Here is a 22,959-nt window from a genome sequence, read left to right as displayed (position 1 = left end):
ATGAATATAGCATTTATAGGCATAGGTGGCGTTGGTGGATATTTTGGAGGTAAATTGTCACAAGTGACTGACAAGGAGACAAGAAAATTATACTTTATTGCAAGGGGAAATCATTTAAAAGCGATACAGGAAAAGGGATTATTATTAAAAACCAATAAAGAGGGAGATTTCAAGTGTGCGCCTTATTTGGCTACAGATCATATAGATGAATTACCTATGTTAGATCTTTGTTTTATATGTGTTAAAGGATATGACCTTGCTAATGTATTAGTACAGTTAAAAAATAAAGTAAATGAAAATACAATAATCATTCCGCTTTTAAATGGGGTAGATATTTATTCTAGGATTAGAAACGTTATTCAAACGGGAACTGTATTTCCTGCTTGTGTTTATGTAGGAACGCATATCAAGGAACCTGGCGTTGTTGAACAAAATGGCGGTGCATGCACAATCATTTTGGACCAGATCCAAAAAATCCTAAAGTAAATGGGGAAGAAGTGTGTAAATTATTAGATGAGGCACATATCAAATATAATTTTACTCAGGAACACATTAAGGAAATATGGCAAAAATACATATTTATCGCAGCATATGGTATGGTTACGGCAAGTGAAAATAAAACATTAGGTCAAGTATATGAAGATGCTTCAAGTAGTGAAAGAGTACGTGGCATTATGAAAGAGATTGTTACAATAGGTCAAAAGGAAGGGGTAGATTTAACGAATGATATGATTGAAACATCTTATCAAAAGGCAACTAACTTCCCTTATGAGACTAAAACTTCTTTCCAAAGAGATTATGAAGCAAAGAGACCTGATGAAAGAGAATTATTTGGTAAAACAATTATTGATTTAGCGCAGAAACATCAAATCGCAGCACCATTTATTACAGAGGTTTATAGTTTAATTAATAAAAATACAATATAGGAGCTGAAATAATGAAAAACGCATGGTCTGGTTTTAAAGGAAGATTTTGGGGAAAGGTATTTGCATCTCCTTCATTAAGATTTATATTTGGATTTTATATTTTTTCAAATAAACATACACGTATGATGAAAAAAGAAATCAAAGTAAACTTTAAAGGCAATACAACATTAGTTGATTTAGGCGCAGGTTCAGGATACTTCACATCAATAGCTGCTAAAACGAATCCTAATGGAAAAATTATTGCAGTTGATTTATCAGATATGATGATCAATCGTTTAAAAGAAAACTTAAATAAAAAAGGCTTAGGTGCTAATGTAACAATTAAGAAAGAACAGATTGAACATACAACGATAAAAGATAATTCAGCAGATGTGATTATTTTATCTAATGTACTTCATGAATTAATTGATCCTAAAAATATCGTAAATGAAATGAATCGTATCTTAAAGAAAGGTGGCATTATTTTAGCAAGTGAGTTTATAGATAATCCATTTGGTAGAAAGTTCTTAAGCCATCATGATAATGAAGTACATGGGCCTTATAGTGTAGAAGAAATCCAACATTATTTTGGGAAATGTGGCTATTTTAGAGAAGTTAAAATTGATACAGATACCAATAGAATCTTAGCAATTATTAAGAAATAAGGAGGGAATATTTTGAGCGAAGAAGTAGGTATTTCATATAGTGATTATTATTTACCTGAGCGATTTGTAAGTACATATGAATTTTATTCATCACTTGAGAATTTCGTCCTTCCTGAAGGATTCGAAGACTTAGAAGCTTATTGCAATAATTTTTATAAGCAAAGAAAGATTAAAGGGATTTACATTAATGATAAGAAAAACGAAGTTGACATTTTTGTGGACTTAATTAGTAAATTTTTTGAACAAACCAATGTAAAACCCGATGAAATTGATCTGATCATTTATACAAAGACTGTACAATTAGGTGAAAATAGTGTGAGCATTCCTTATTATATGCAGAAGAAGTTTGATATGGTGAGTGCGACTGTTTTTAATCTTGAACAAACTTGTGGTGCAGCGTTAACAAGTATGCAAGTTGCTGAAAGTATGATTCAATCAGGAAGGTATCGTTCAGCATTAATTTTATCATCTAGTATGGTAAAGAACATTGAAAAAAGAGATGTAAAATTAACTTTAATCAGTGATGGTGCAGGACTTGTTTATGTTGAGAAAAAACCAAAACGTTTTGTAATAGATGATTATTTATCTCACACAACAGGAAGCTATACCTATAGTATAGATAGCTTTACAAAGCGTGGAAATTATCGAGAACTTATGAAGTATTTAAATAATGGTGCAGAGACTATCAAACAATTAATCGCACAAAATCAATTAACAATGGATGATATTAAAGTTATATCACCTCAAAATACTACTTATTCAGGGTGGGAAATTTATGCAGCTTTATTAAAAGTACCTATGAGTAAGTTCTATTTAGATAACATACCAAGAGGTGCACATATTGGTGATGTAGATTCAATCAGAAATATTACAGATATCTATAATGAACATTTAATTGAAAAAGAGCAATACATGATTGCATATGGTATTGGTTGGGGAACGAGTTGGAATGCACTCTTATTAAGAGGAGTGAAATAAGGTGAAAATATTAGTTTATATACGAAAAGTAATAAATAGTGAAAAAAGTGTAGTTATTAATTCACAAGGTGAAGCATTTAGTAATCATGATGAACTAGAATATGAGGTTAATGCATATGATTTATATGCTATTGAAGAGGCCTTGAAGATTAAACAAGCTAAAGAAAATGTAGAAGTAGTGGGCATGATTATCGGTGATGACACTTGTAAAAAGGTAATCGATTATGCTTTGGCTATGGGAATGGATCGTATGGTTCAAGTGACGACTAACAAGTCTTATGTAACAATAGTTGAAGAAGTACAGTGTTTGAAACATTATTATTTTAATGAAACGTTTGATTTGATATTAACAGGACGCCAGCGCATTGATGATGGTGAATATGGCTTAGTATATTATTTAGGACAAGTTTTAGAATTACCTTGTATGAACTCAGTCATAAAACTTGATTTAGAAGAAGAAGTCTTTTATGCACAGCTTCTATTAGATAGTGGTAAAAGATTAAATACAAAAGAAAACTTACCAGCGGTATTAGGTTTAACTAAAGGGATTAATGAGCCACGATATCCTACATTAAGAGGAATCATGCTGGCTAAGAAGAAACAATGTGATCAAATAAGTATAGATGAGATTGTGGAACATTTAAATGACAGTATGCTAGAAAAACATGACTTAAAGGCTGTAGTAAATCATAAAGAATGTATCTTTATAGAACAGGATGCCAAAGAAGAACTAATTCAGGTTTTTAAAAGTATATAAATAGGATATTAGGATGATTAATATGATTAATATGATGGATAAGGTAATAGTTGTACTTGAAGGAAATCAAAAAGGATTGAGCAGCCAATCGGCTGAAATACTAAAATATTGCAAGGGTGTATTTGCTGCTGAGCATTTGACTGCAATAGTATTATGTCAAGATGAAGTGAATGAAGAAGTATTTAAGACAGAAATATTTAATGTGGCACAGATTTTTTATACCAATCTTTTTGATGGGACTTATTTAAATCAAGTGCTTACAGCAATACAAAGTGTAGTAGAAGCATTAAAATGTAAAACGATTATAGGTGTAGAAAATGATTATACAAAGCAGTTATTACCACAGTTAGCAGCTTTAAATAAAGGGCAAATCTTGGGGAATATTCTAACTTTTATTAAACAAGACAATCAGCTGATATGTAAGAAAGAAATACAATATGGTAAGGTAACTGCAATGTATAGTGTTCCTAAAGATAAGTTTGCGGCTATAACAATTGCTCAGCTTGAAAAGTGTACGAGTGAATTTAAGAGGCATGAAACGTTAACGCCTGAAGTGACACATTGGCAATTTGAGGCACAAGAAGGTTTAAGTGTGGATATCCAATCAGTGGTGGAACATAAAACACAAAAGGATATTATGACCAGCGATGTTGTCCTAGTCATTGGACGTGCCTTTAAAAACAAGGAACAGATTGATAAGGTCTATGAATTAGCGAAATTAATGAATGCAGCAGTAGGATGTACAAGACCACTTGTAGATCAGGGATTAATGGATATAAGTAGTCAAATAGGTCAGACGGGAAGAAGCATTGCACCGAAAGTGTACATAGGACTGGGTGTATCAGGTGCTACACAACATATTACAGGAATGATGAAGAGCGCTACAGTTATAGCCATTAATGAGCAGCAAGATGCACCGATATTTAAATATGCTAATTATGGTTATGTAGGAGATGTCTTTGAAACAGTAGATTTATTAATGACATATTTTAAAGAAAGAGAGGAATAGTACTTGAATTATTTTTTAACCGAAGAGCAACAGGCATTTAAAGAAGTAGTAAAAGAATTTGCAGAAAAAAATGTTAAACCGTATGTAAGAGAATTGGATGAAAAGCAACAAGTTCCAGTAGAAATAATTAATCAAATGTATGAACTTGGTTTAGGAAGTGTATTAATAGATGAAGCCTATGGCGGACTTGGTGGCAGCTTCATGGATTTTGCTATCATCGTTGAAGAACTGAGTAAAGTATGTGGTGCCATAGCATTAACTATTGCAGGGTCCATGTTAGGGGCTATTCCTATCATGAAGTATGGGAATGAAGTTCAAAAAGAAAAATACTTAAAAGCATTAGCTATAGGGGAGAAGATAGGTGCCTTTGCCATTAGTGAATGTAATGCTGGTAGTGATGTAGGAAGCATGGAGACAACAGCTGAAATTAAAGAAGATACGTTGGTATTAAACGGTAGAAAGTGTTGGATTACAAATGCACAAATAGCAGATATATATGTCATTATAGCAAAAGTTCTGAATGCCAGAAGAACACAGTTTGTTGCTGTATTGGTTGAAAAAGGGACAGAAGGATTTTCTTTTGGTAAGATTGAAGACAAAATGGGAATGCGTGCTTCAAAGACTGGTGAGTTAATATTTGATAAATGTGAAGTGTCTTTAAGTCAAGTATTAGGAAAAGTGGGCGATGGCATAAATATTGCCATGGAAACATTGAAATTATCTCGCCCTATTATAGGTGCACAGGCACTAGGTATAGCTGAAGGTGCATTTGAGGATGCTATGAAATATGCTAAAATTAGAAAACAATTCGGTGAGAAGATTTTTAATTTCCAAAGCATTCAACATATGTTATCAGATATGTATATGCAGGTTGAATATTCAAGACATCTTGTATATCATACATGTAAGCTAATTGATGAAGGTGAAAAGGACTTTATATTAGAGTCAGCTATGAGTAAGATTGTTGCTTCTGATACAGCTATGAAAGTTACAACAGATGCGGTACAGATTTTTGGAGGTTATGGCTGTGTCTGTGAATATCCAATGGAAAAACGTATGCGAGATGCTAAGATTACTCAGATTTATGAGGGAACCAATCAAATATTACGAAACGTAGTAGCTAAAGAATTAAGAAGAAAGTTTTAAGAAACATAAAAGCCTGTGATGATGAGAAAAAAATCTATTATCACAGGCTTTTATTAATTGACAGATGAATTCATTTTAGAGAGATATTTTATGAAGTGCTATAGAAAGTAATGATAAAGTATAAAAATTGTTGGGTTTTTATATGCTGAAAATTTTTTATAATAAGATTATAGTGCAAAATGCACAAAAAGTAGAAGCAGAGGAGAGAAAAATATGAAAAAAGTATAGTATATTTAATGTCTGTAGCTATGGCAATGACATCTATGATGGGAGTAACTGCACCAATATGTGCGGAGGATGTGAATGTTGCACAGGGAGCAGATGTAAATACCAGGCAAGCAGGAAGCGTAGTTTTAGAAGATATTTCTTCTTTAAAGGAGGTATATAAAGACTACTTTAAAATTGGAACTGCTATTTCTACACAAGATATTTCAGAGATTGATAAGGCAGCTATTATCAAACATTTTAATAGTTATACTTGTGGCAATGAAATGAAACCAGATTTTTTATTAGATTATGATGCTACAGTTGCTTATATGAATGCCAATAAAGGGGACAAAATTCATCCACAAATCAGCTTTAAAGCAACTGATTCGGCTTTAAAATTTGCAGCAAAAAAATAATGTAGTCGTTAGGGGACATGTTTTCACATGGCATTCTCAAACACCTAACTGGTTCTTCAAAGAAAACTTCTCTAAAGATCCAGCAGCACCTAATGCTTCAAAGGAAGTGATGTTACAAAGACTTGAAAATTATATTAAAAGCGTCTTTGAAACAGTACAAAAGGAGTACCTAGATGTAGAGTTTTATGCATGGGATATTGTAAATGAAGCCATTAATCCAGACACGCCAAATGGTATGTGTCTTCCAGCGGAAGTAGCCGGCATTACAAAAGATGATGGTAACAATGAAAATGAAGGTAAATCAATGTAGATGACAACTGTTGATTAACAACGATGAAAATGGTAATGGTGCAAGAGACAGCGTGGCTAACTGGAGTGACTTAACAGGTAATGGCTGGGCAAGCACAGAAAATTATGGCGCATTAAAGCTTAATAAATAAGCATAAATGATATATAGAAAACGAGGGGATTACAATGATACAAAGAGGACCAGTGGCACCTAAGGATCCAACAGAAAAACAAAAAGGCTTTTATATTTTATTAGATACAATCGTAGAAGCCTTAGAAAGAAAAGGACAAAGTCCAGCACAAGATATTTATTTAGACTGTGGCCGCTTAATGAACAATGCAAAAATTGTAGGCGATATTAAAGACCAAGAGATATTAGATTTACTTGATAAAACTAATGACTTTAGAAAGCTTGTTAAAAAGATTGGGGTAACAGTTTCAAGTAATGAAACCGAAAAAGTGAATTTCGTATTTCATAGTTATGGCAAAGTGGACCGCTATAATGGAGGAACACGCATTGAGATGACTTGTCCTTGCAATGGAGCAGAATATATGCTTGATTTAGAGGACTATGAATGGTCTGAAGATGATGATGTAGTAGGTATGATGGCTTTTGAGTTTCCAGAAGTAGGGATGACAGGTAAAGTAAGCGTGAAGCTTTATGTAGCAGATGGTTATGATATACCAGAAATCTCAGTAGACCCACCAGTGGCGTTTGAGAGTACAGCTTACAAAGAGATGATTGCAAAATCTTTAATGGATGAGGGTAATAATTATCGCTTAAAGAAATTCCTTGAAAAAGCTCAAAAAGGTGAAGAAGTCACTGTAGCGTATATTGGGGGTTCTATTACTCAAGGCGCTGGGGCGAAACCAATTCATTCTGAATGTTATGCAGCTAGATCTTATGAAGCCCTTAAAGAAAAGTTCACACCAAATCATGGTGCCAATATGCATTATATTAAAGCTGGTGTAGGTGGCACGCCTTCAGAGCTCGGTATGATTCGTTATGAACGCGATGTTTTAAGAGATGGAGCAGCGCAGCCGGATTTAGTAGTTATTGAATTTGCAGTCAATGATGAAGGGGATGAAACAAAAGGGGCATGTTTCGAAAGTTTAGTATTAAAATGCTTAACTTCACCAAATAAACCAGCTGTAGTGCTTCTATTTAGTGTATTCTCTGATGATTTCAATTTACAAGAACGTTTATCACCAATAGGAATGCATTATAATGTACCAATGGTCAGCGTAAAAGATGCAGTAACACCTCAGTTTGATTTAGTAAGAACTGAAGGCGGCGTTATTTCAAAAAGACAGTATTTCTATGATATATTCCATCCAACTAATGATGGGCATCAAGTCATGGCAGATTGTCTCATTTACTTATTTGAACAAGTAGCAGCTGCTGGCTGGGATGAAGAAATCACAGCTTATCCTACAGAGCCAGTAAAGGGAAATTCTTTCACAAATGTGCACTGTATTGATCGTCATTATACATTAGAAGGTACTGAAATTGTAGAAGGCGGCTTTACGGCTACAGATGAAGTGCTTCAATATGTAGAAATGAATGAAGATACTTGTGGTACACCACAGTTCCCATTTAACTGGCAGCATACGCCAGAATCAGGGTCAGAAAGCTTTAAAATCTCTATAGAGAGTAAAAACTTATTATTAGTTTTCAAAGATTCTGGGGATCCAAACTTTGGTAAAGCATGTATCTATGTAGATGGTAAATTAGCAAGAGAAGCAGAGCCTTACCTTAATGGTTGGAATCATTGTAATGCTATTATTTTATATGATGAAAAAGACTGTAAGAGACATGAAGTAGAAATTAAAATGGCAGAAGGTCATGAAGATAAATACTTTACAATTTTAGGATTTGGTTATACCCAAGATTAAGATAATATGGCAAAAAGGGTCAGCTGAGGGCGTGGAGGTTTAGAGGATATCTATGAAGTATCTCTAAATCTCCACACCCTCAGTGGGTATTTGGACACCTTACCAAGAATAAAAGAAAAAATAAAAAAGTATTGACATATAGAAAGCATTTATATATAATAATATATGTCAGATAAGGAAACAAATGCGGGAATGCTGGAATTGGCAGACAGGCTAGACTAAGGATCTAGTGATTGTATAATCGTGAGGGTTCAAGTCCCTTTTCCCGCATTATTAAAAAAAGAGGTTACATTCAGGATTGAGTGTAGCCTATTTTTTTTTGTTATTTATATAAAATTATTTAAAAAAGTTGATTGTAGGATTAAACCAGTTAGAATCAGTATTACAAATTACATTAAGTTCAGCTCAAAAAGAAGTGTTGCAGCAGATCAGGGCTTTAATTTAGCGGTGCAAAGGCTTTTTGCAGCGGAGATTGAACGGACAAATCATTGATTCTTATATTGGTGTAAAACCAGGTTCTTTAAGTAGGTTTCAAAAAAGCCTCAATAGTTAAGATGAAATTAATTTAAAAAACTCTTAAACGAAGTAAGACGTGTCCATTTATAAGTCAATGCCATATTATATATTAGAAAAATAAAGAAGTAGTGTATAGCCTATGCATGTTGGAGACATTGTGACACGTAAATCCTATGCTAATGCAAATAATAAATAAAATAAGTGGAAGCCTTACTTCTTTCTAAGATACCTGAGTTTTTTGCAAAAGGCAATGTGCGATGGTGAAGTGAAAAGTATTTATGCCAAATGTAAGTATAGAAAGATAAACAGATTGTAAAAATGAAACAAGGTATAAAGAGTTTATTTAAAAAGTCAAGCAGCGTAAAATCTGTATATAAGCTGAGTACCACAGCAGGTGTATCTGCCCAAGGCAGTGGTGCGCCACCAATATTGGAACCAATAATAATACTTACAAGAAGAGGAATGGTAGGTAAATCATATTCCATAGTCATATAAAGTGCCATATAAGGTAAAAAGTAAGACAACGGTTAGTTATTCATAAAAAGAGAAGTAAGATACATAAGTAGTGGAATAGTAATCATAATAAGAGTGCGATTACCCTTGGTGAGTTTGATAAAATAATGTCCAATATAGTCAATTAAAGATAAACGTTTAAAAACTTCTGTGAACAATGAAAGTACAATGATAAGTATAATAATTTCGGAAGGGAATTCCATAAAATCCAAATCGGCATCAAATAATCCCATTTCACTTCCTAATATAAGTAATAAACCAGAACCTATAAAAGTGATGGCGATACGATGGTTAGTAAAAAAATCATGAAGAGATAAATGTATAAAAAGATTATTACTAAGAGATAAAATATATATTGACATTGAGAAAATTTTGTAATAGAATCGAGAATGCAAATGGTTTGCAATTAAAGGTGGTTAAACGGAGGTGGATTGCATGAAAAAAAATAAAGTTATAGCATTAATTCTTGCTGTAGTTTTACTTGCAGGGCTTTTGTTTTCTACCATTTTTATCATCGAAAATTTTGGGCATAAATGTACTGGACATGACTGTCCTATTTGCCTAGAAATCAATCAGGCAGCACAATTTATTTCAAGTATAAAATTTATTCCTATATTGTCAGTGACACTGACAATTCTAAGTGTGTTCACACTAACAAGGGCAGTATTTAAAAGAGTATACGTTCATAAAAATACGCTCATTTCCCTAAAGGTAGAAATGCTGAATTGATCTTTTAATCATAAAACAAGCTAGACCTGGATATATTCAGGTTTATTTAGTATGCGTATTTATGATTAGGAGGTCTTTTTTGATGGAGAAAAAAATTTGTATAAATAAAATATTAGCTATAGTTTTAGTACTTGCAATGAGTGTTATGGTATTTGCTGGATGTGCTAATACAGCAAATACTAGTAGTGAGAATAAAAAGTATAGTATCGTATGTACCACATTTCCTCAATATGATTGGGTAAGAGAAATTATTGGCAGTCATAGTGAAGACTTTGAATTAACATTACTTCTTGATAATGGTGTAGATCTTCATAGTTATCAACCTACAGCAGAAGATATTTCAAAAATTGCATCTGCTGATATGTTCATTTATGTAGGCGGTGAATCTGATGGATGGGTTAAGGATGCTTTAAAAGAGGCAACGAATAAGAATGTGAAAGTCATTAATATGCTTGAATCACTTGGTAGTCAGGTGAAAGAGGAAGAAGTAGTAGAAGGTATGGAAGTAGAGGAAGGCGAAGAAGAAGCCCCAGAATATGATGAGCATGTATGGCTTTCAATAAAAAATGCAGCTGCGCTTACAGAAATGTTAGCAAAAGTCATAGAGGAAATAGATACCACTAATGCATCAGATTATACGGATAATGGGGCAAATTATATTACAAAACTTAATGCATTAGATAAGCAGTATGAGGAAACTGTAAATAGTGCAAGTAAAAAAACAGTTGTATTTGGAGACCGTTTCCCATTTCGTTATCTTGTAGATGACTATGGTATTAATTATTATGCAGCCTTTGTAGGATGCAGCGCAGAGACTAATGCCAGCTTCGAGACAATTACTTTCCTTGCAGGAAAGGTAGATGCATTAGGTCTATCATCAATTCTTGTGATTGAAAACTCTGACCAGAAAATAGCAGAGACAATTAAACAAAATACAAGTAATAAAGCGCAACAAATATTAGTAATGGATTCTCTTCAGTCTATCACCGATGATGAGCTAAGTGGTGGAACGACTTATTATTCTGTAATGCTACAGAATTTAGAGGTATTAAAGCAGGCACTTAAGTAGAGAAAACTGGAGGAGAAATGATGGCATACATGAGTTGCAAGGGTTTATCCCTTGGGTATGATGGCAAGAAAATAGCATCTCATATAAACTTTGAAATCAATAAAGGAGATTACCTTTGTATTGTTGGAGAAAATGGAGCAGGTAAAAGTACTTTAATCAAAACACTTTTACATTTACAAGATGCTATAGAGGGAGAAATAATAACTGGAGATGGTTTTAAAGCATATGAAATGGGTTATTTACCACAGCAGACTATGGTTCAAAAGGACTTTCCAGCTACTGTTTGGGAGGTGGTGTTATCTGGAAATATAGCGCATATGGGGAAGAAACCGTTTTATGGCAAAAAGGAGAAGCAATTAGCAGAAGAAAAGTTAAAAGAGCTTGGGATGTGGGAGTTTCGTAAAAAATGTTATCGTAACCTTTCAGGTGGACAGCAGCAAAGAACGCTCCTTGCAAGAGCATTGTGTGCTACAACGAAAATCATTTTATTAGATGAGCCAGTGACTGGACTTGACCCTAAAGTAACAGCAGCTTTTTATGAACTGATTAACAAACTCAATAAAAATGGGATCACAGTTATTATGGTATCTCATGATTTGCAAGCCTTATCTTATGCTTCACATATATTGCATATTACAAGGGATGAAAGTTTCTTTGGCACTAAGAAGCAGTATATGAAGCAAGAAATAGCGAAGCAATTTTTGAGCTTAGGGGGAGAAAAAAAATGGCAAATATTATAAGACAATTACAGTTTTATCTCACATACCCCTTTGTACAATATGCACTGATTGTAGGTGTTTTAATAGCTTTTTGTTCTTCACTCTTGGGTGTTACTCTTGTATTAAAGCGTTTTTCTTTTATTGGAGATGGATTGTCGCATGTAGCATTTGGTGCTATGGCGGTGGCTACACTTTTTAAGCTGACCAATAATACATTGTTCATCATGCCTGTTACAATTGCTGCTGCTATTTTATTACTTAGAACAGGGCAGAATACAAAGCTTAAAGGGGATGCAGCTATTGCTATGTTATCAGTAGGGGCATTGGCTATAGGATATCTTGTACTTAATATTTTTTCAACATCAGCTAATGTATCAGGGGATGTATGTTCAACTCTGTTTGGTTCTACATCTATTTTGACTTTGACAAATGATGAGGTGAAGCTCTGTATAAGCATGTCAATTGTAGTGGTGGCCTTCTTCTGTGTATTTTATAACAGAATATTTACAGTGACCTTTGATGAAAACTTTACCAAGGCTACAGGAAAATATGTGGCATTTTATAATTTAATGATTGCAATCATTACCGCTGTGATTATTGTGCTTGCAATGAATCTGGTAGGTTCATTACTTATTACGGCACTTTTAATATTCCCGGCTTTATCTGCAATGCGGATTATGTATAGCTTCAAAGGTGTAGTCATCTATTCAGCTATATTATCAGTAATGGGTGCATTAGTAGGCATGTTAATCTCCATTTTATTTTCAACACCTGTAGGATCTACTATTGTTGCTATAGATATCTTGATATTTTTAATGAACTGTTTAATGGGAAAATTAATGAGGAGATGACACAAATGAAGAAAGTGGAGAGCGTATTAATCATTGGAAGTTTAGCTATAGGAGGAATAATAGGCTTCATCAACACGCAGTTTAGTAATATGCAAAAGAGCCAGCATAAAGTAAGTAGCGGTAATAATATACAGCAAGTGATTAGTGCTCAAATGAACCAGTCTATTTTAAGCGAAGAAGGAAATGGTTATAAAGCACAAGAAAATCAAAAAGATAAAAAGGTAAATGAAACAGCAGATGAAATAGAGCAGGTAGAATCAGAGGATATAGATATTGACCTTACACAAATGAACAGTGATATGGTATATGCCACAGTCTATCAGTTTGTGATGGAACCGGAGTCATATATAGGGAAGAAGGTTAAGATGACAGGCACATATTATCCGGTCTTTGATGAATCCATCAAGAACCGTTATCACTGCTGTATGATTAAGGATGCTGCGGCCTGTTGCGCACAAGGCTTAGAATTCATATGGGATAAGGGCGAGCATGTATATCCTGATGAATATCCAAACAAAGGGAATAAAATTACAGTGATTGGTATATTTGAAACCTATCAAGAAGAGGGGAATACGGCGGTTTATTGTAGATTGAAGGATGCACAGTTAAATACATTTTGAAAATAAACTGTAGTATAGGAAAGGCTACATAAGGCATAGGATAAATATAGGGATTGAAAGATTCAACTGTTTTTAAATATTCAGCTGCTATTAAAAAGTTAGCTTTTACTACAAGTGAATGGGGCTGTGTGACAGTATATTTTGTAGTACCAGAAGAAGTATGTGGCGTGCCCTATGTGATTTATTATATTCATGGTGCAGGATAGGTATTTGGCAGTTTTCATATCCATGAGAAACTCGTAAGGGAACTAGCAGCTAGAACACACTGCATTGTAGTATTTCCTGAGTATTCGAGTTCACCAAAAGCAAAATATACTACAGCGATTAATCAGTGTTATGACATTTTGTGTCAATTGCTTTGTGTCCTTGATGAGGTAGGGCTTTGAGCTGCTTAACTGTAGTAAGAGATAGTGTGGGAGCAAATATGACAACGGTAATGACTATTTTTAGCCAAGCAGCAAAATGCTTCTCAAATTCATAAATAACTGCTGTATTATCCAGTCACAGATGCCGGTTTTAATACATGTTCATATCGTCAATTTGCCACAGATTATTATTTGTATCGCGCAGGTATGATGTGGTTTTGGAATCAATATGTACCCAATAAGAGGAATCGATGTGAAATTACAGCCTCACCTTTAAAAGCAACTAAAGAAGATTTAAAAGACCTTCTAGAGGCTATGATTTTAAATGGAGAAGCTGATGTGTTAAGAGATGAAGTGTAAAGTTTATGCAACTAGGCTAAGAGAAGCAGGAAATAAAGTGATTTCCATGTGTTTTCTTGACTATATAAACAATGATTACAGAAGAAACAATGGCCACAAGAAACTGGGAATGGAACAATGACTCTGTCACCTTTTTTAACTTTAGTAACCTCTTTGCCTATTTCTTCCATAATTCCCATTGTTTCATGGCCTAAGATAAAGCAGTGAGGGGTATTAGGAACAAGTCCATGTTACCAGATGTAAATCAGAACTACAAATAGCCGTAGAGGTGATGCGGACGACAATATCATCTGGTTTTTCAATGGTAGGATCATCTACCTTTTCTACTTCAACATGATTAATACCTTTATATACAATAGCTTTCATAACTTCTTCCTTTATAATCTACTTATTAGAGTAAGCAGCTATAAGGGAAAATATACAAAGCTTGCATCTTCTCTCTCTTTGATGCAAGCCTTTGTTATGTAATTTTATTTTTGACACATCTGGATAAATTTATTTTGCTCAAGAGTTGCCATGTAAGTAACTACACGGTCCAGCATTCTATCCTTTTCATGAGGGAAGTGTTGCTGCATAATTTGCACAATGTCATAAACTGTACGTTCATCATTCATACTTTGCCAAACCTTACTCCCGTAAGCATCTAAGGCAATATGACTAATACGTGGTTTATGGAAAAATTTCTGAGCGATTTTATTGTAAAATCCCTTGTGTTCTATATTGATTTCAACTATGCCATCTTTGCGCACATGCCAAGGGCGGTCAGCTTGTGGTATAGGAATTTGATCAAGATAATTTTGAGATATTTTTTGTTGTTTCATTGATTAAGCCTTTTTCTTAGTGTTTTTTGCAATGAAGAAAATCATAATAGCTACGAAGATAGCGAAGAAGACGCAGCCACCAGTGTTACCAAGATTAATGCCGTAGTTAGTTAAATTGATTTTTGAATCTAAACCGAAAACGGCAAAGAGTGCAAGAAGGATACCTACTAAACCTTCTCCAGCAATCATACCAGAAGAATAAAGAATACCATTACTAATGACATCTTCTTTTTTCTTCTCATTTTTAGCATGACGTTTTTCAAAGAATAATCTGATTAAACCACCTACCATAATTGGTATAGATAGGTGAATTGGTAAGTAAAGACCAATTGCAAATGGTAATACTGGAATACCAATGATTTCAATGAAGATTGCAATGAATACACCGATTAATACAAGCCCCCATGGAAGGTTTCCATTCATAACACCTTCAACTACCATTTTCATTAAAGTAGCTTGTGGTGCTGGAAGTTGAGAAGAACCATATGTCCAAGCGGCATTGAATAAATAAAGTACAAGACCGATTGTTAAACCTGAGCAAGTTACACCAATTAATTCACCGATTTGTTGACGGTATGGTGTAGAACCAATGATATAACCTGTTTTTAAGTCTTGAGAAGTATCCCCAGCAATAGCTGCAATGATACAGATAATTGTTCCAATACAGATAGCTGTAGTCATACCATTGATCCCTACATTACCTGTTGCTTTTAAGAATGTTGTTGCAATTAATAAAGTTGCAATAGCCATCCCAGATACGGGGTTGTTAGATGAACCTACAAGTCCAACCATACGTGCTGAAACAGTTGCAAAAAAGAAACCGAAAATAACGATTAATAAAGCTGCTACTGGTCCAATTGGAATAGATGGAACAAGGCATAATGCAAGAATAAGTACAGCAATACCGATGATTAAGTATTTCATAGGAAGGTCTTTAGCTGTGCGTTCATTACCACCAGCGTGTCCGAATCCTTTAATTGCTTTAGCAAAAGTAGATACGATAAGTGGGAGAGATTTAATCAAACTTAAAATTCCACCAGCTGCAACAGCACCAGCTCCAATATAACGCACATAACTTCCCCAAAGTGTCCATGGATCAAGTGTACTTAAAGCCTCAGTAGCTGGAAATAAGATGGTATTACCGCCGAATAAAACCATCATTGGCATGATTACGAACCAAGCAAGCATTGCGCCACCTAATAAGTAAGAAGAAACGCGAGCACCACAGATGTATCCTACACCAACTAAAGCAGGTAAAACATCCATCCCAATCCCAGAACCTTTGTAAGATTTAATAGTCCAGTCTACTTCACTTGGGAATAAGCAAAGACCATCAGCGATGAATTTGTAAACACTGGCAAAACCTAAACCTGTGAAAACAAGTTTGATTTTTCGCCGCCTTCTTCACCAGCTGCGAGAACTTCTGCACAAGCTGTCCCTTCTGGGAAAGGAAGAGTGCCATGTTCTTCAACGATTAATGCTGTACGAAGTGGAATCATAAATAAAATTCCAAGGAGCCCACCACAGATCGCAATGAATGTGATTGTTAAGAAAGAAGGTGCAGCAATACTGCTATCTTCCGCAGCCCACATGAATAAAACTGGTAATGTGAAAATAGCACCTGCGGCAACTGATTCACCAGCAGAACCAATTGTCTGAACCATGTTGTTTTCTAGAATTGAATCTCTCTTGAGAATAACGCGGATAAGCCCCATAGAGATAACTGCAGCTGGAATAGAAGCAGAAACTGTCATACCTACACGTAAACCAAGATAAGCATTAGCACCACCGAATACCACGGCAAGAATAATACCAAGAATTACAGATGTGACTGTGAATTCAGGGAGTATTTTATCCGCAGGAATAAACGGCTTGAAATCATTTTTATTTTCCTTCATAATCTAGCCCCTTTTAATATATTTATGTAATGTGATAATTCGCTCTAAATAATATGTTTCTTAGACATATACTTAGTTTTTCAATAAATATGTAAAAAATTAATATCTATAAAAAAAACGAATTACATAATATTATATCGAAATACATTTAGTTTGGCAATTGAAAGTTTACAATAATTATTAATCTTTTTTTAGAGCAGATATAATAAATTTTGAATATTGTAAATAGTAAATCGTTGATTATGTATGAGAAAAAAAGGGGAGAGGGAAAAATATTTTACAGATGTTATGTAAAAGTAATTAATATTTTAAATACTGGGCAAGTAGAGGTCAGAAGTAATAAAAATTGGATAGATTTTAGTATAAAATTATTTTAGAAACCCTCTAGTAATTTAAAATATTTTGAATATAATAAGTTGTAGAATCAAAAAAATACAGCTATGACACACATTTATAGGGGGAATATATGAGTACTAAAAATATGACAGATATGACTGTTGGAAGTCCTATTCAACACATCTTTAGATTCGCATGGCCATTACTTATTGGTAACTTATTTCAGCAACTTTATAACATGGTAGATTCGCTGATTGTAGGACGATTTGTAGGGGCAAATGCTTGGCAGCAGTAGGAACTTGTGGTTCGATGAATTTCCTATTCTTTTCACTAAGTTTAGGGCTTGGACTGGGGATTGGCATTCTCGTTTCCCAGTATTTCGGTGCAAAACAGCAAGATATGGTAGGTTCAATTATTGGTAATTCAATTTATGTATTGGGGAGTACAGCAATCATAGTTAGTATACTGGGCATTTTGAGTTCACCACAGCTATTAAGACTATTAGCTACGCCAGATAGTATTATTGGTGATTCAATCATTTATATGAGAATGACCTGCATAGGAATGCTTCCAATAGCAGTATATAATGGCGTCACTTGTATCATAAGAGCATTAGGGGATTCAAAGACACCCCTTTACTTTTTGATCCTATCAAGTATAGTAAATGTCATATTAGATTTAGTGTTTGTATTAACTTTAGGATGGGGCGTATTTGGTGTAGCCTTTGCCACAGTTATTGCCCAATGTGTGGCAGCCGTTACCAGTGTGATTTATGCTTACGTACGTATTCCTTATTTTCGTTTAAGCAAAGAACAAATGAAGCCTAGAATACCAATGATTATAAGTTCTATTAAGTTGGGTATACCAGTAGCCTTGCAAAATTCTATGATTGCCATCTCATGTATGGCCCTTCAAGGCATTGTTAATCAATATGGGGAAACAGTTATGGCGGCTTATACGATTACAGGGCGCATTGAGCAAATCGTACAGCAACCTTATGGTTCATTGGGGATGGCCCTTACAACTTATTCAGGACAAAATATGGGTGCAAGAAAGTTAGAACGTGTGAAACAGGGCTATAGGCAGGCTGTGATTATTGCTTTAGTTTTTAGCATATGTATGATTCCAGTTGCTTATTTATTTGGTAGACAAATTATAGAAGCCTTTGTAAAGGAACCTGAAGTTGTAGAAATAGGTATGACTGCACTACGTGTTACAAGCCTTTGTTACTTCGGGCTTGGAATGATTTATATTCCAAGGGCTGTACTAAATGGATGTGGTGACACTGGTTTTGCCATGCTCAATGGGATTACAGAAGTTGTCTGTCGTCTTGCGTATTCTCAATTCTTCACTAGAATCCCTGTACTTGGTTTTTGGGGTATTTGGGTCACAACAGGGGCAACATGGATTACAACGGCCGTTGTATGTGTCATTAGATATATGAGAGGACGATGGAAAGCAAAAGTCGTTGTCAAAGAAGGAAAAGTGCAGGTAGTGGGATAAGGCAGAAAGGAGTAAGATATGGAAAATGCCATTTGGAAAGGGCAGGGTCTCCTGACAGGAGAGGTTGCTAGAAGCTATGAAGTGGAAAAGATGGTTAGACAGGAAAGTGGACATAAAGAGCTATGCTGCACAGATCTAATGTGTTAAAGTCCTGTGCTGCGTTATTGTCATAGGGAAAAAAGAAGTTTATTTTGCCTATTTTAAATAATACAAATTGTGACTATGCCCAGTTTGATAAAGGTAATATACAGATTATAAGAAGTATTAAAAGAATGATTTTTTATCATTTGCAGTCACAAGGCTATAAAGTTTCATTAGAGGTTAAAACACCATTATACTTATCTTTTAATAGAAAAGTCAGATGGCAGTTTATTAGCCATTGAATTAGGTACTCAGTGTTTATCAGCTAATAAGATGGTAGTACTTACAAAGTTATATGAAGAAGCCAAAATCTCTGTGAAATGGTTAGTTGTAGGGAATACTGACACTATTGTAAGGGAAAATCAAACTTTGTTCTTAAAAATATATTTGTTTAATGAATCTAAAAACAGGGATTTAGTAGTGGTGAGCTGGGATGTGAGTGAAATCGCACGGTACAAAATAGATTCTAAAAGTTATCGCTATGAAGGAAAAATTTGGCACCTGAAAGTTATGATGAAGTGTATGTGAAAAATGCTTGAATTAGGTGAATTAACACTAAAAGGATTTAAGGAAAATTATAAAATGTGGTTAGAGGAAAAACAGGTGGTATATAAAGAATAAATTGCGCATAAAAGATATAATGAGCAAACGTGTCAAACACAAATGCTAGAAGCATTAAGTCAGGAAATGTTAAAAGTGCAGTGCTATAAAAAAATTCAAATACTCATGCCAAAAGAATCCGTAGCATCCATAGCCTCGATACCTGATATATCTCAGCAAAATGGGCACACAATGATTTGCAAGGTAGAAGATGTCTTATGTGTGAAGAATGTGGCATTGTAGATACTGGTGAGCATTTTATTTCTTATGGTGGCATCGGCCGCATAAATATAGAAATTTGCCAGGATTGTGGAGAAATATTGAAGAATAAATAGGGAATAAAAGAAAACCTTGAACTTATTATACTAAGTTTGAGGTTTTCTTTTGTAAATAGGTATAATATATAACATGTCTTAAGAATGATTGAAAATACTGAAAATTTAAATTATTTCAAGGTGGTAGTGTGATATAATTAAGAAAGAAATATATACGAATAAAGATAAACTAATAAAATTTAACACAGAAAGGGGGAATAAAATGAATAAGCAAACAGACATAGTAGCAGATTTTTTTATCAAAATGATGTGAAAGTTACAAAGGTAATCAGATGGATTATACTTGCGTTTCCAGTTTTAATCTTATTGTCAGTTGTTGGTATTTTTAGAATGAACTCAGAAGATCTCATTCCCATTACAGTGCTTGGTGTTATAGTAACATTAAGTCTTATAATTGCAGAACATTTAAATGTGCCATAGGGATATTAAAATATACGACTATTAGTAACATTACAGAACAAACGAATTTACTTGCTTTAAATGCATCAATAGAAGCAGCTCGTGCAGGGGAAATGGGAAGAGGTTTTAACGTAGTTGCTCAAGAAATCATGCACTTGGTAGATGATTCAAGAGATATATAGTTTACTTGAGGAAGTACATAAGGCAAATATGCAAAATGCAAATTATGTAGAAAAAGGAATTACACAGATTGTAGATTAAACTCAAGGTCAGAAAAAGGTTACTGAAAGGGTACAACATTCATTTAGACGTGTAGAAAGAGTATCCAACAACTTATTGGAAATAAGTAAGTGTAGAATAAATAGATCATAAAAGAGCGAGCGAGGTAAAATTATAATTTGCTCCGCTCGCTTTTTTAATGAGATAAATACTCTTTAAGAATTGCAATGCCAGCAGTAATTGTCTCTGGCGATAAGTGGCTATAACCTAGTATGATGCTGTTTTTAGGATAATCTTGTTGTTTAGAGTGATACCAAATAGGATGAATCTGAATGCCTTTGGTATATAGAAAATCAATAAGTTCCGAGGTGAAGATAACGTTTTTAAAAGAGGCAATTAAATGTAAGCCTGTGGCATCACCTTCTATGCAGACTGAATCTCCAAAGGATTGTTTGAGTGCATTAATAAGTGTATTACGTCTCTTAAGATAGATTTTTTGCATTTTGTTAATATGTTTTTCAAGATGCTTACCGTTTATAAAATCTGAAAGTACTAGTTGTGAAATAGTGTGGGTAAAGAAATCACACCTCTTTTTATAAGTACAAACTTTATCAGTTAATTCGAGTGGGACAATCATATAACCAATTCTTAATGTAGGACAAAGCACTTTGCTAAAGGTACCTATATAAATTACGTGTTTAGGTGACAAATCATAAAGAGTAGAAAGAGGTGGCGTTTTATAATGGAATTCACTGTCATAGTCATCCTCTATAATGTAACAATTTTTTTCGGTAGCATACTGGATAAGTTCAATACGGCGCTGGGCAGATAATAAGCCCCCCAAAGGATATTGGTGTGAAGGCGTTACAAATATAAAAGCTGGAGTAATATGTTGTGGTAATAAAGACGTCAATATACCCTGTTTGTCAGAAGGTACAATATGATAGTTATTACTAACAGTAGAAAAAGTTTGTCTAATATCGTTATGTAAAGGATCTTCCACAATATAACATGGATTTTCCTTAAGTAAAACGTGACTTAAGATAGAAAAGCTTTGAATAGAACTGTTAGTGATAATAATCTGTGAAGGTTCACATGTAATACCACGGGTTCTCTGTAAATAATCACATATAGCATAACGTAGTTCTAAAGTACCTTGAGATAAACCATAGCCCATAGCAGAGGGAGGAAGGTTGAATAATTTTTGTGCATATAATTGATGCCATTTCTTATTAGGTAATAAATCTAAAGCAGGAATACCTGAACGAAAATCAATTACTTGTTTTGCTGATGTTGAATCATCTAAAGTTGATAACGAAGATGCAGGGGCTTGTAAGTACGTAGTGTGTCTAGGTACCTCGGCAACAAATGTGCCTAAAGAAGGTTTTGTGATGATATAACCTTCTAGTAATAAGAGATGATATGCTTCTAAAACGACATTACGAGAAATATGCAGATGTTCAGAGAGATTTCGAGATGAAGGGAGTTTCGTATCAACTGATAATTCACCGTTTAAAATTTTGTCACGTATTTGTTTATAAATTTGTTTTGTCAGAGGAATGTTTTTATTTTTATCAATATTGAGCCAAATCATTATGTTCTCCTTATAAAAATAAAATAGTGGTACCATAAAAAAAATCATATTGTGGTACTAAAAACATTATAATATATGTGGTACATATATTATACAGAAAATTTGATAAAAAATTATATATAATTATTATTCTATATATTCAGAAAGAGGAGAAAAAATGAATAAAGAATTTGGAAACACAATTATAGACTATATTGGAAAAACACCATTAGTACAATTAAAAAATGTAGTAACAGAGGATATGGCAGATGTTTATGTAAAGCTTGAAGAATTTAATGCTGGAGGAAGCGTTAAGAGCAGAGTTGCTATTGAAATGATTAAACAAGCTCAAAGAAAAGGCATCTTAACACCATATTCTGGTCAGACACTTATAGAACCTACAGGGGGAAATACTGGAATCGGTTTAGCTATGGCAGCAAGTGTATTAGGGTATAAACTTATTTTGGTTATTCCAGATAATTATAGTAAAGAAAAAATTAAGATGTTAGAAGCCTATGGTGTTACAGTATATTTATCTGATAGTACAACAGGAAATGACTCTCATATTAGATTAGTAAGAGAAATTAAGAAAGAACATCCAGAATATGTATGGCTTGATCAATTAAGCAATATGGCTAATGTAGATGCCCATTATGAAGGAACTGGAAAAGAAATCGTAAGTGAATTAGATCAAATTGACTGTGTTGTAGCTGGAATGGGAAGCAGCGGCACAATAAGTGGTATAGGAAAAGCCGTTAAAGAAAGTTTTCCACAAGCAGAGGTTGTAGTCATTCAACCAAAAGGATGTCAATCATTAGAGGGAATTTCTGTACCACATAAGATACAAGGGCTTTCAATAGGAATGATTCCACCAATTTTACAAAGAGATGTAATAGATTGTGCTATGGATATGGATTATGAACAAGCACATGAAATGATGAAATTACTTGCATGTAAAGAAGGACTATTAGTAGGCATATCTTCAGGTGCTAATATTTGCGGAGCATTAAAATTAGCCAAAAAATTAGGTAAAGGAAAAGTAGTTGTAACAGTAGCACCTGATAGTGGAAGAAGTTATCTAGAACATTTCTAATATATCAGAGAAATATAGATAGATTGCACGTA

General features: G+C 34.0%; 27 protein-coding genes, 1 tRNA gene and 3 pseudogenes. 25 read left to right on the top strand and 6 right to left on the bottom strand.

The genetic code is table 11. From position 1 onward, the window contains the following. The 12 genes from JCM14822_RS21590 (at nt 1) to JCM14822_RS05135 (ending at nt 8,537) form a co-directional block, all read left to right on the top strand. The gene (locus JCM14822_RS21590; protein WP_242861406.1) at nt 1-486 is read left to right on the top strand and encodes a ketopantoate reductase family protein; all 486 of its coding nucleotides are present in this window, start codon (nt 1-3) and stop codon (nt 484-486) included. Then, nucleotides 444-926, top strand: coding sequence for a ketopantoate reductase family protein (locus JCM14822_RS21585; protein ID WP_242861405.1), 483 nt, complete (start codon nt 444-446; stop codon nt 924-926). Before JCM14822_RS21590 ends, JCM14822_RS21585 begins: the two co-directional genes overlap by 43 nt. Nucleotides 927-937: 11 nt before the next feature. Continuing rightward, a complete protein-coding gene (locus tag JCM14822_RS05175) occupies nt 938-1,570 on the top strand; it encodes a class I SAM-dependent methyltransferase (protein ID WP_054740279.1) in 633 nt (210 codons plus the stop codon). 12 nt (nt 1,571-1,582) lie between these two features. Then, complete coding sequence (locus tag JCM14822_RS05170) at nt 1,583-2,548, top strand: 3-oxoacyl-[acyl-carrier-protein] synthase III C-terminal domain-containing protein (RefSeq protein ID WP_054740277.1); 966 nt, start codon at nt 1,583-1,585, stop codon at nt 2,546-2,548. 1 nt (nt 2,549) lies between these two features. Then, nucleotides 2,550-3,305, top strand: coding sequence for an electron transfer flavoprotein subunit beta/FixA family protein (locus tag JCM14822_RS05165; RefSeq protein WP_054740275.1), 756 nt, complete (start codon nt 2,550-2,552; stop codon nt 3,303-3,305). 22 nt (nt 3,306-3,327) lie between these two features. After that, on the top strand, nt 3,328-4,314 hold the full coding sequence (locus tag JCM14822_RS05160; protein ID WP_054740273.1) for an electron transfer flavoprotein subunit alpha/FixB family protein: 987 nt from the start codon (nt 3,328-3,330) through the stop codon (nt 4,312-4,314). A gap of 3 nt (nt 4,315-4,317) precedes the next feature. After that, complete coding sequence (locus JCM14822_RS05155; protein ID WP_054740271.1) at nt 4,318-5,460, top strand: acyl-CoA dehydrogenase family protein; 1,143 nt, start codon at nt 4,318-4,320, stop codon at nt 5,458-5,460. 236 nt (nt 5,461-5,696) lie between these two features. Beyond that, complete coding sequence (locus JCM14822_RS05150; protein ID WP_054740269.1) at nt 5,697-6,083, top strand: endo-1,4-beta-xylanase; 387 nt, start codon at nt 5,697-5,699, stop codon at nt 6,081-6,083. Next, nucleotides 6,067-6,393, top strand: coding sequence for an endo-1,4-beta-xylanase (locus JCM14822_RS05145; RefSeq protein ID WP_054740268.1), 327 nt, complete (start codon nt 6,067-6,069; stop codon nt 6,391-6,393). The genes JCM14822_RS05150 and JCM14822_RS05145 overlap by 17 nt, the downstream gene beginning before the upstream one ends. A 10-nt stretch (nt 6,394-6,403) precedes the next feature. Further along, entirely contained in the window at nt 6,404-6,523 is a 120-nt protein-coding gene (locus tag JCM14822_RS19140) for a sugar-binding protein (RefSeq protein ID WP_172674771.1), read from the top strand. A gap of 34 nt (nt 6,524-6,557) precedes the next feature. Next, entirely contained in the window at nt 6,558-8,267 is a 1,710-nt protein-coding gene (locus tag JCM14822_RS05140) for an SGNH/GDSL hydrolase family protein (RefSeq protein WP_054740266.1), read from the top strand. Nucleotides 8,268-8,453: 186 nt separating this feature from the next. Then, a tRNA-Leu gene (locus tag JCM14822_RS05135) sits at nt 8,454-8,537 on the top strand. Nucleotides 8,538-8,959: 422 nt separating this feature from the next. On the opposite strand, the gene JCM14822_RS05130 is transcribed toward JCM14822_RS05135, so the two are convergent. Next, nucleotides 8,960-9,307: a hypothetical protein gene (locus JCM14822_RS05130; protein ID WP_172674770.1), complete on the bottom strand. Its 348-nt coding sequence runs from the start codon at nt 9,305-9,307 to the stop codon at nt 8,960-8,962. Between the two features lie 424 nt (nt 9,308-9,731). Here JCM14822_RS05130 and JCM14822_RS05120 point away from each other — a divergent pair, with 424 nt between their 5' ends. The 7 genes and pseudogenes from JCM14822_RS05120 (at nt 9,732) to JCM14822_RS21575 (ending at nt 14,009) form a co-directional block, all read left to right on the top strand. Next, nucleotides 9,732-10,025, top strand: coding sequence for a hypothetical protein (locus JCM14822_RS05120; protein ID WP_054740260.1), 294 nt, complete (start codon nt 9,732-9,734; stop codon nt 10,023-10,025). A gap of 82 nt (nt 10,026-10,107) precedes the next feature. Continuing rightward, on the top strand, nt 10,108-11,094 hold the full coding sequence (locus tag JCM14822_RS05115) for a metal ABC transporter substrate-binding protein (protein ID WP_157047631.1): 987 nt from the start codon (nt 10,108-10,110) through the stop codon (nt 11,092-11,094). A gap of 20 nt (nt 11,095-11,114) precedes the next feature. Continuing rightward, nucleotides 11,115-11,834 (top strand): metal ABC transporter ATP-binding protein, encoded by a 720-nt coding sequence (locus JCM14822_RS05110; protein WP_054740258.1) that lies wholly within the window; start codon nt 11,115-11,117, stop codon nt 11,832-11,834. Beyond that, nucleotides 11,819-12,664 carry a metal ABC transporter permease gene (locus JCM14822_RS05105; protein ID WP_054740256.1) on the top strand — a complete coding sequence of 282 codons (846 nt, stop codon included), beginning with the start codon at nt 11,819-11,821 and terminating at the stop codon, nt 12,662-12,664. Before JCM14822_RS05110 ends, JCM14822_RS05105 begins: the two co-directional genes overlap by 16 nt. 5 nt (nt 12,665-12,669) lie before the next feature. Then, nucleotides 12,670-13,284 (top strand): hypothetical protein, encoded by a 615-nt coding sequence (locus tag JCM14822_RS05100; RefSeq protein WP_054740254.1) that lies wholly within the window; start codon nt 12,670-12,672, stop codon nt 13,282-13,284. Between the two features lie 53 nt (nt 13,285-13,337). Next, nucleotides 13,338-13,490, top strand: a complete 153-nt coding sequence (locus JCM14822_RS21580) for a hypothetical protein (RefSeq protein ID WP_242861404.1) — start codon at nt 13,338-13,340, stop codon at nt 13,488-13,490. Between the two features lie 18 nt (nt 13,491-13,508). Continuing rightward, nucleotides 13,509-14,009 (top strand): annotated as a pseudogene (locus tag JCM14822_RS21575) (alpha/beta hydrolase fold domain-containing protein). A gap of 11 nt (nt 14,010-14,020) precedes the next feature. On the opposite strand, the gene JCM14822_RS24425 reads toward JCM14822_RS21575, so the two are convergent. The 4 genes and pseudogenes from JCM14822_RS24425 to JCM14822_RS05090 form a co-directional block, all read right to left on the bottom strand. Continuing rightward, entirely contained in the window at nt 14,021-14,179 is a 159-nt protein-coding gene (locus JCM14822_RS24425; protein ID WP_334291644.1) for an alcohol dehydrogenase catalytic domain-containing protein, read from the bottom strand. A gap of 43 nt (nt 14,180-14,222) precedes the next feature. Next, complete coding sequence (locus JCM14822_RS23610) at nt 14,223-14,375, bottom strand: alanine acetyltransferase (RefSeq protein ID WP_330377332.1); 153 nt, start codon at nt 14,373-14,375, stop codon at nt 14,223-14,225. Nucleotides 14,376-14,479: 104 nt separating this feature from the next. Further along, nucleotides 14,480-14,830: a PqqD family protein gene (locus JCM14822_RS05095; RefSeq protein WP_054740252.1), complete on the bottom strand. Its 351-nt coding sequence runs from the start codon at nt 14,828-14,830 to the stop codon at nt 14,480-14,482. Between the two features lie 3 nt (nt 14,831-14,833). After that, a pseudogene (locus tag JCM14822_RS05090) lies at nt 14,834-16,728 on the bottom strand (OPT family oligopeptide transporter). 466 nt (nt 16,729-17,194) lie between these two features. On the opposite strand from JCM14822_RS05090, the gene JCM14822_RS23035 reads away from it, so the two are divergent. From JCM14822_RS23035 to JCM14822_RS19115, 5 genes and pseudogenes are all read left to right on the top strand, one after another. After that, nucleotides 17,195-17,359: an oligosaccharide flippase family protein gene (locus JCM14822_RS23035; RefSeq protein WP_306307291.1), complete on the top strand. Its 165-nt coding sequence runs from the start codon at nt 17,195-17,197 to the stop codon at nt 17,357-17,359. Continuing rightward, nucleotides 17,347-18,567 (top strand): MATE family efflux transporter, encoded by a 1,221-nt coding sequence (locus JCM14822_RS05085; protein ID WP_306307290.1) that lies wholly within the window; start codon nt 17,347-17,349, stop codon nt 18,565-18,567. The genes JCM14822_RS23035 and JCM14822_RS05085 overlap by 13 nt, the downstream gene beginning before the upstream one ends. 414 nt (nt 18,568-18,981) lie before the next feature. Continuing rightward, nucleotides 18,982-19,236, top strand: a complete 255-nt coding sequence (locus JCM14822_RS05075; protein ID WP_054740248.1) for a hypothetical protein — start codon at nt 18,982-18,984, stop codon at nt 19,234-19,236. Between the two features lie 656 nt (nt 19,237-19,892). Next, a complete protein-coding gene (locus tag JCM14822_RS20005) occupies nt 19,893-20,063 on the top strand; it encodes a hypothetical protein (protein ID WP_157047630.1) in 171 nt (56 codons plus the stop codon). Nucleotides 20,064-20,080: 17 nt separating this feature from the next. Further along, nucleotides 20,081-20,218 (top strand): annotated as a pseudogene (locus JCM14822_RS19115) (methyl-accepting chemotaxis protein); the annotation flags it as partial. A gap of 239 nt (nt 20,219-20,457) precedes the next feature. On the opposite strand, the gene pdxR reads toward JCM14822_RS19115, so the two are convergent. Further along, nucleotides 20,458-21,855, bottom strand: coding sequence for a MocR-like pyridoxine biosynthesis transcription factor PdxR (gene pdxR, locus JCM14822_RS05070; RefSeq protein ID WP_054740246.1), 1,398 nt, complete (start codon nt 21,853-21,855; stop codon nt 20,458-20,460). A 157-nt stretch (nt 21,856-22,012) separates the two neighbouring features. On the opposite strand from pdxR, the gene JCM14822_RS05065 reads away from it, so the two are divergent. Next, nucleotides 22,013-22,927, top strand: a complete 915-nt coding sequence (locus JCM14822_RS05065; protein WP_054740244.1) for a PLP-dependent cysteine synthase family protein — start codon at nt 22,013-22,015, stop codon at nt 22,925-22,927. Nucleotides 22,928-22,959: the final 32 nt, after the last annotated feature.

The organism is Cellulosilyticum ruminicola JCM 14822 (assembly GCF_001311925.1).
In the GTDB taxonomy this organism is placed as follows: Bacteria; Bacillota; Clostridia; order Lachnospirales; family Cellulosilyticaceae; genus Cellulosilyticum; species Cellulosilyticum ruminicola.
This window is presented reverse-complemented; position numbering and strand designations above follow the sequence as displayed.

Coding starts and splice junctions, on each gene's coding strand:
- JCM14822_RS21590 (WP_242861406.1), top strand. CDS start 1: ATGAATATAGCATTTATAGGCATAGGTGGCGTTGGTGGATATTTTGGA.
- JCM14822_RS21585 (WP_242861405.1), top strand. CDS start 444: ATGCACAATCATTTTGGACCAGATCCAAAAAATCCTAAAGTAAATGGG.
- JCM14822_RS05175 (WP_054740279.1), top strand. CDS start 938: ATGAAAAACGCATGGTCTGGTTTTAAAGGAAGATTTTGGGGAAAGGTA.
- JCM14822_RS05160 (WP_054740273.1), top strand. CDS start 3,328: ATGATTAATATGATGGATAAGGTAATAGTTGTACTTGAAGGAAATCAA.
- JCM14822_RS05150 (WP_054740269.1), top strand. CDS start 5,697: ATGTCTGTAGCTATGGCAATGACATCTATGATGGGAGTAACTGCACCA.
- JCM14822_RS05140 (WP_054740266.1), top strand. CDS start 6,558: ATGATACAAAGAGGACCAGTGGCACCTAAGGATCCAACAGAAAAACAA.
- JCM14822_RS05120 (WP_054740260.1), top strand. CDS start 9,732: ATGAAAAAAAATAAAGTTATAGCATTAATTCTTGCTGTAGTTTTACTT.
- JCM14822_RS05115 (WP_157047631.1), top strand. CDS start 10,108: ATGGAGAAAAAAATTTGTATAAATAAAATATTAGCTATAGTTTTAGTA.
- JCM14822_RS05110 (WP_054740258.1), top strand. CDS start 11,115: ATGGCATACATGAGTTGCAAGGGTTTATCCCTTGGGTATGATGGCAAG.
- JCM14822_RS05105 (WP_054740256.1), top strand. CDS start 11,819: ATGGCAAATATTATAAGACAATTACAGTTTTATCTCACATACCCCTTT.
- JCM14822_RS05100 (WP_054740254.1), top strand. CDS start 12,670: ATGAAGAAAGTGGAGAGCGTATTAATCATTGGAAGTTTAGCTATAGGA.
- JCM14822_RS24425 (WP_334291644.1), bottom strand. CDS start 14,179: ATGGAAGAAATAGGCAAAGAGGTTACTAAAGTTAAAAAAGGTGACAGA.
- JCM14822_RS23610 (WP_330377332.1), bottom strand. CDS start 14,375: ATGAAAGCTATTGTATATAAAGGTATTAATCATGTTGAAGTAGAAAAG.
- JCM14822_RS05095 (WP_054740252.1), bottom strand. CDS start 14,830: ATGAAACAACAAAAAATATCTCAAAATTATCTTGATCAAATTCCTATA.
- JCM14822_RS23035 (WP_306307291.1), top strand. CDS start 17,195: ATGAGTACTAAAAATATGACAGATATGACTGTTGGAAGTCCTATTCAA.
- JCM14822_RS05075 (WP_054740248.1), top strand. CDS start 18,982: ATGGTAGTACTTACAAAGTTATATGAAGAAGCCAAAATCTCTGTGAAA.
- pdxR (WP_054740246.1), bottom strand. CDS start 21,855: ATGATTTGGCTCAATATTGATAAAAATAAAAACATTCCTCTGACAAAA.
- JCM14822_RS05065 (WP_054740244.1), top strand. CDS start 22,013: ATGAATAAAGAATTTGGAAACACAATTATAGACTATATTGGAAAAACA.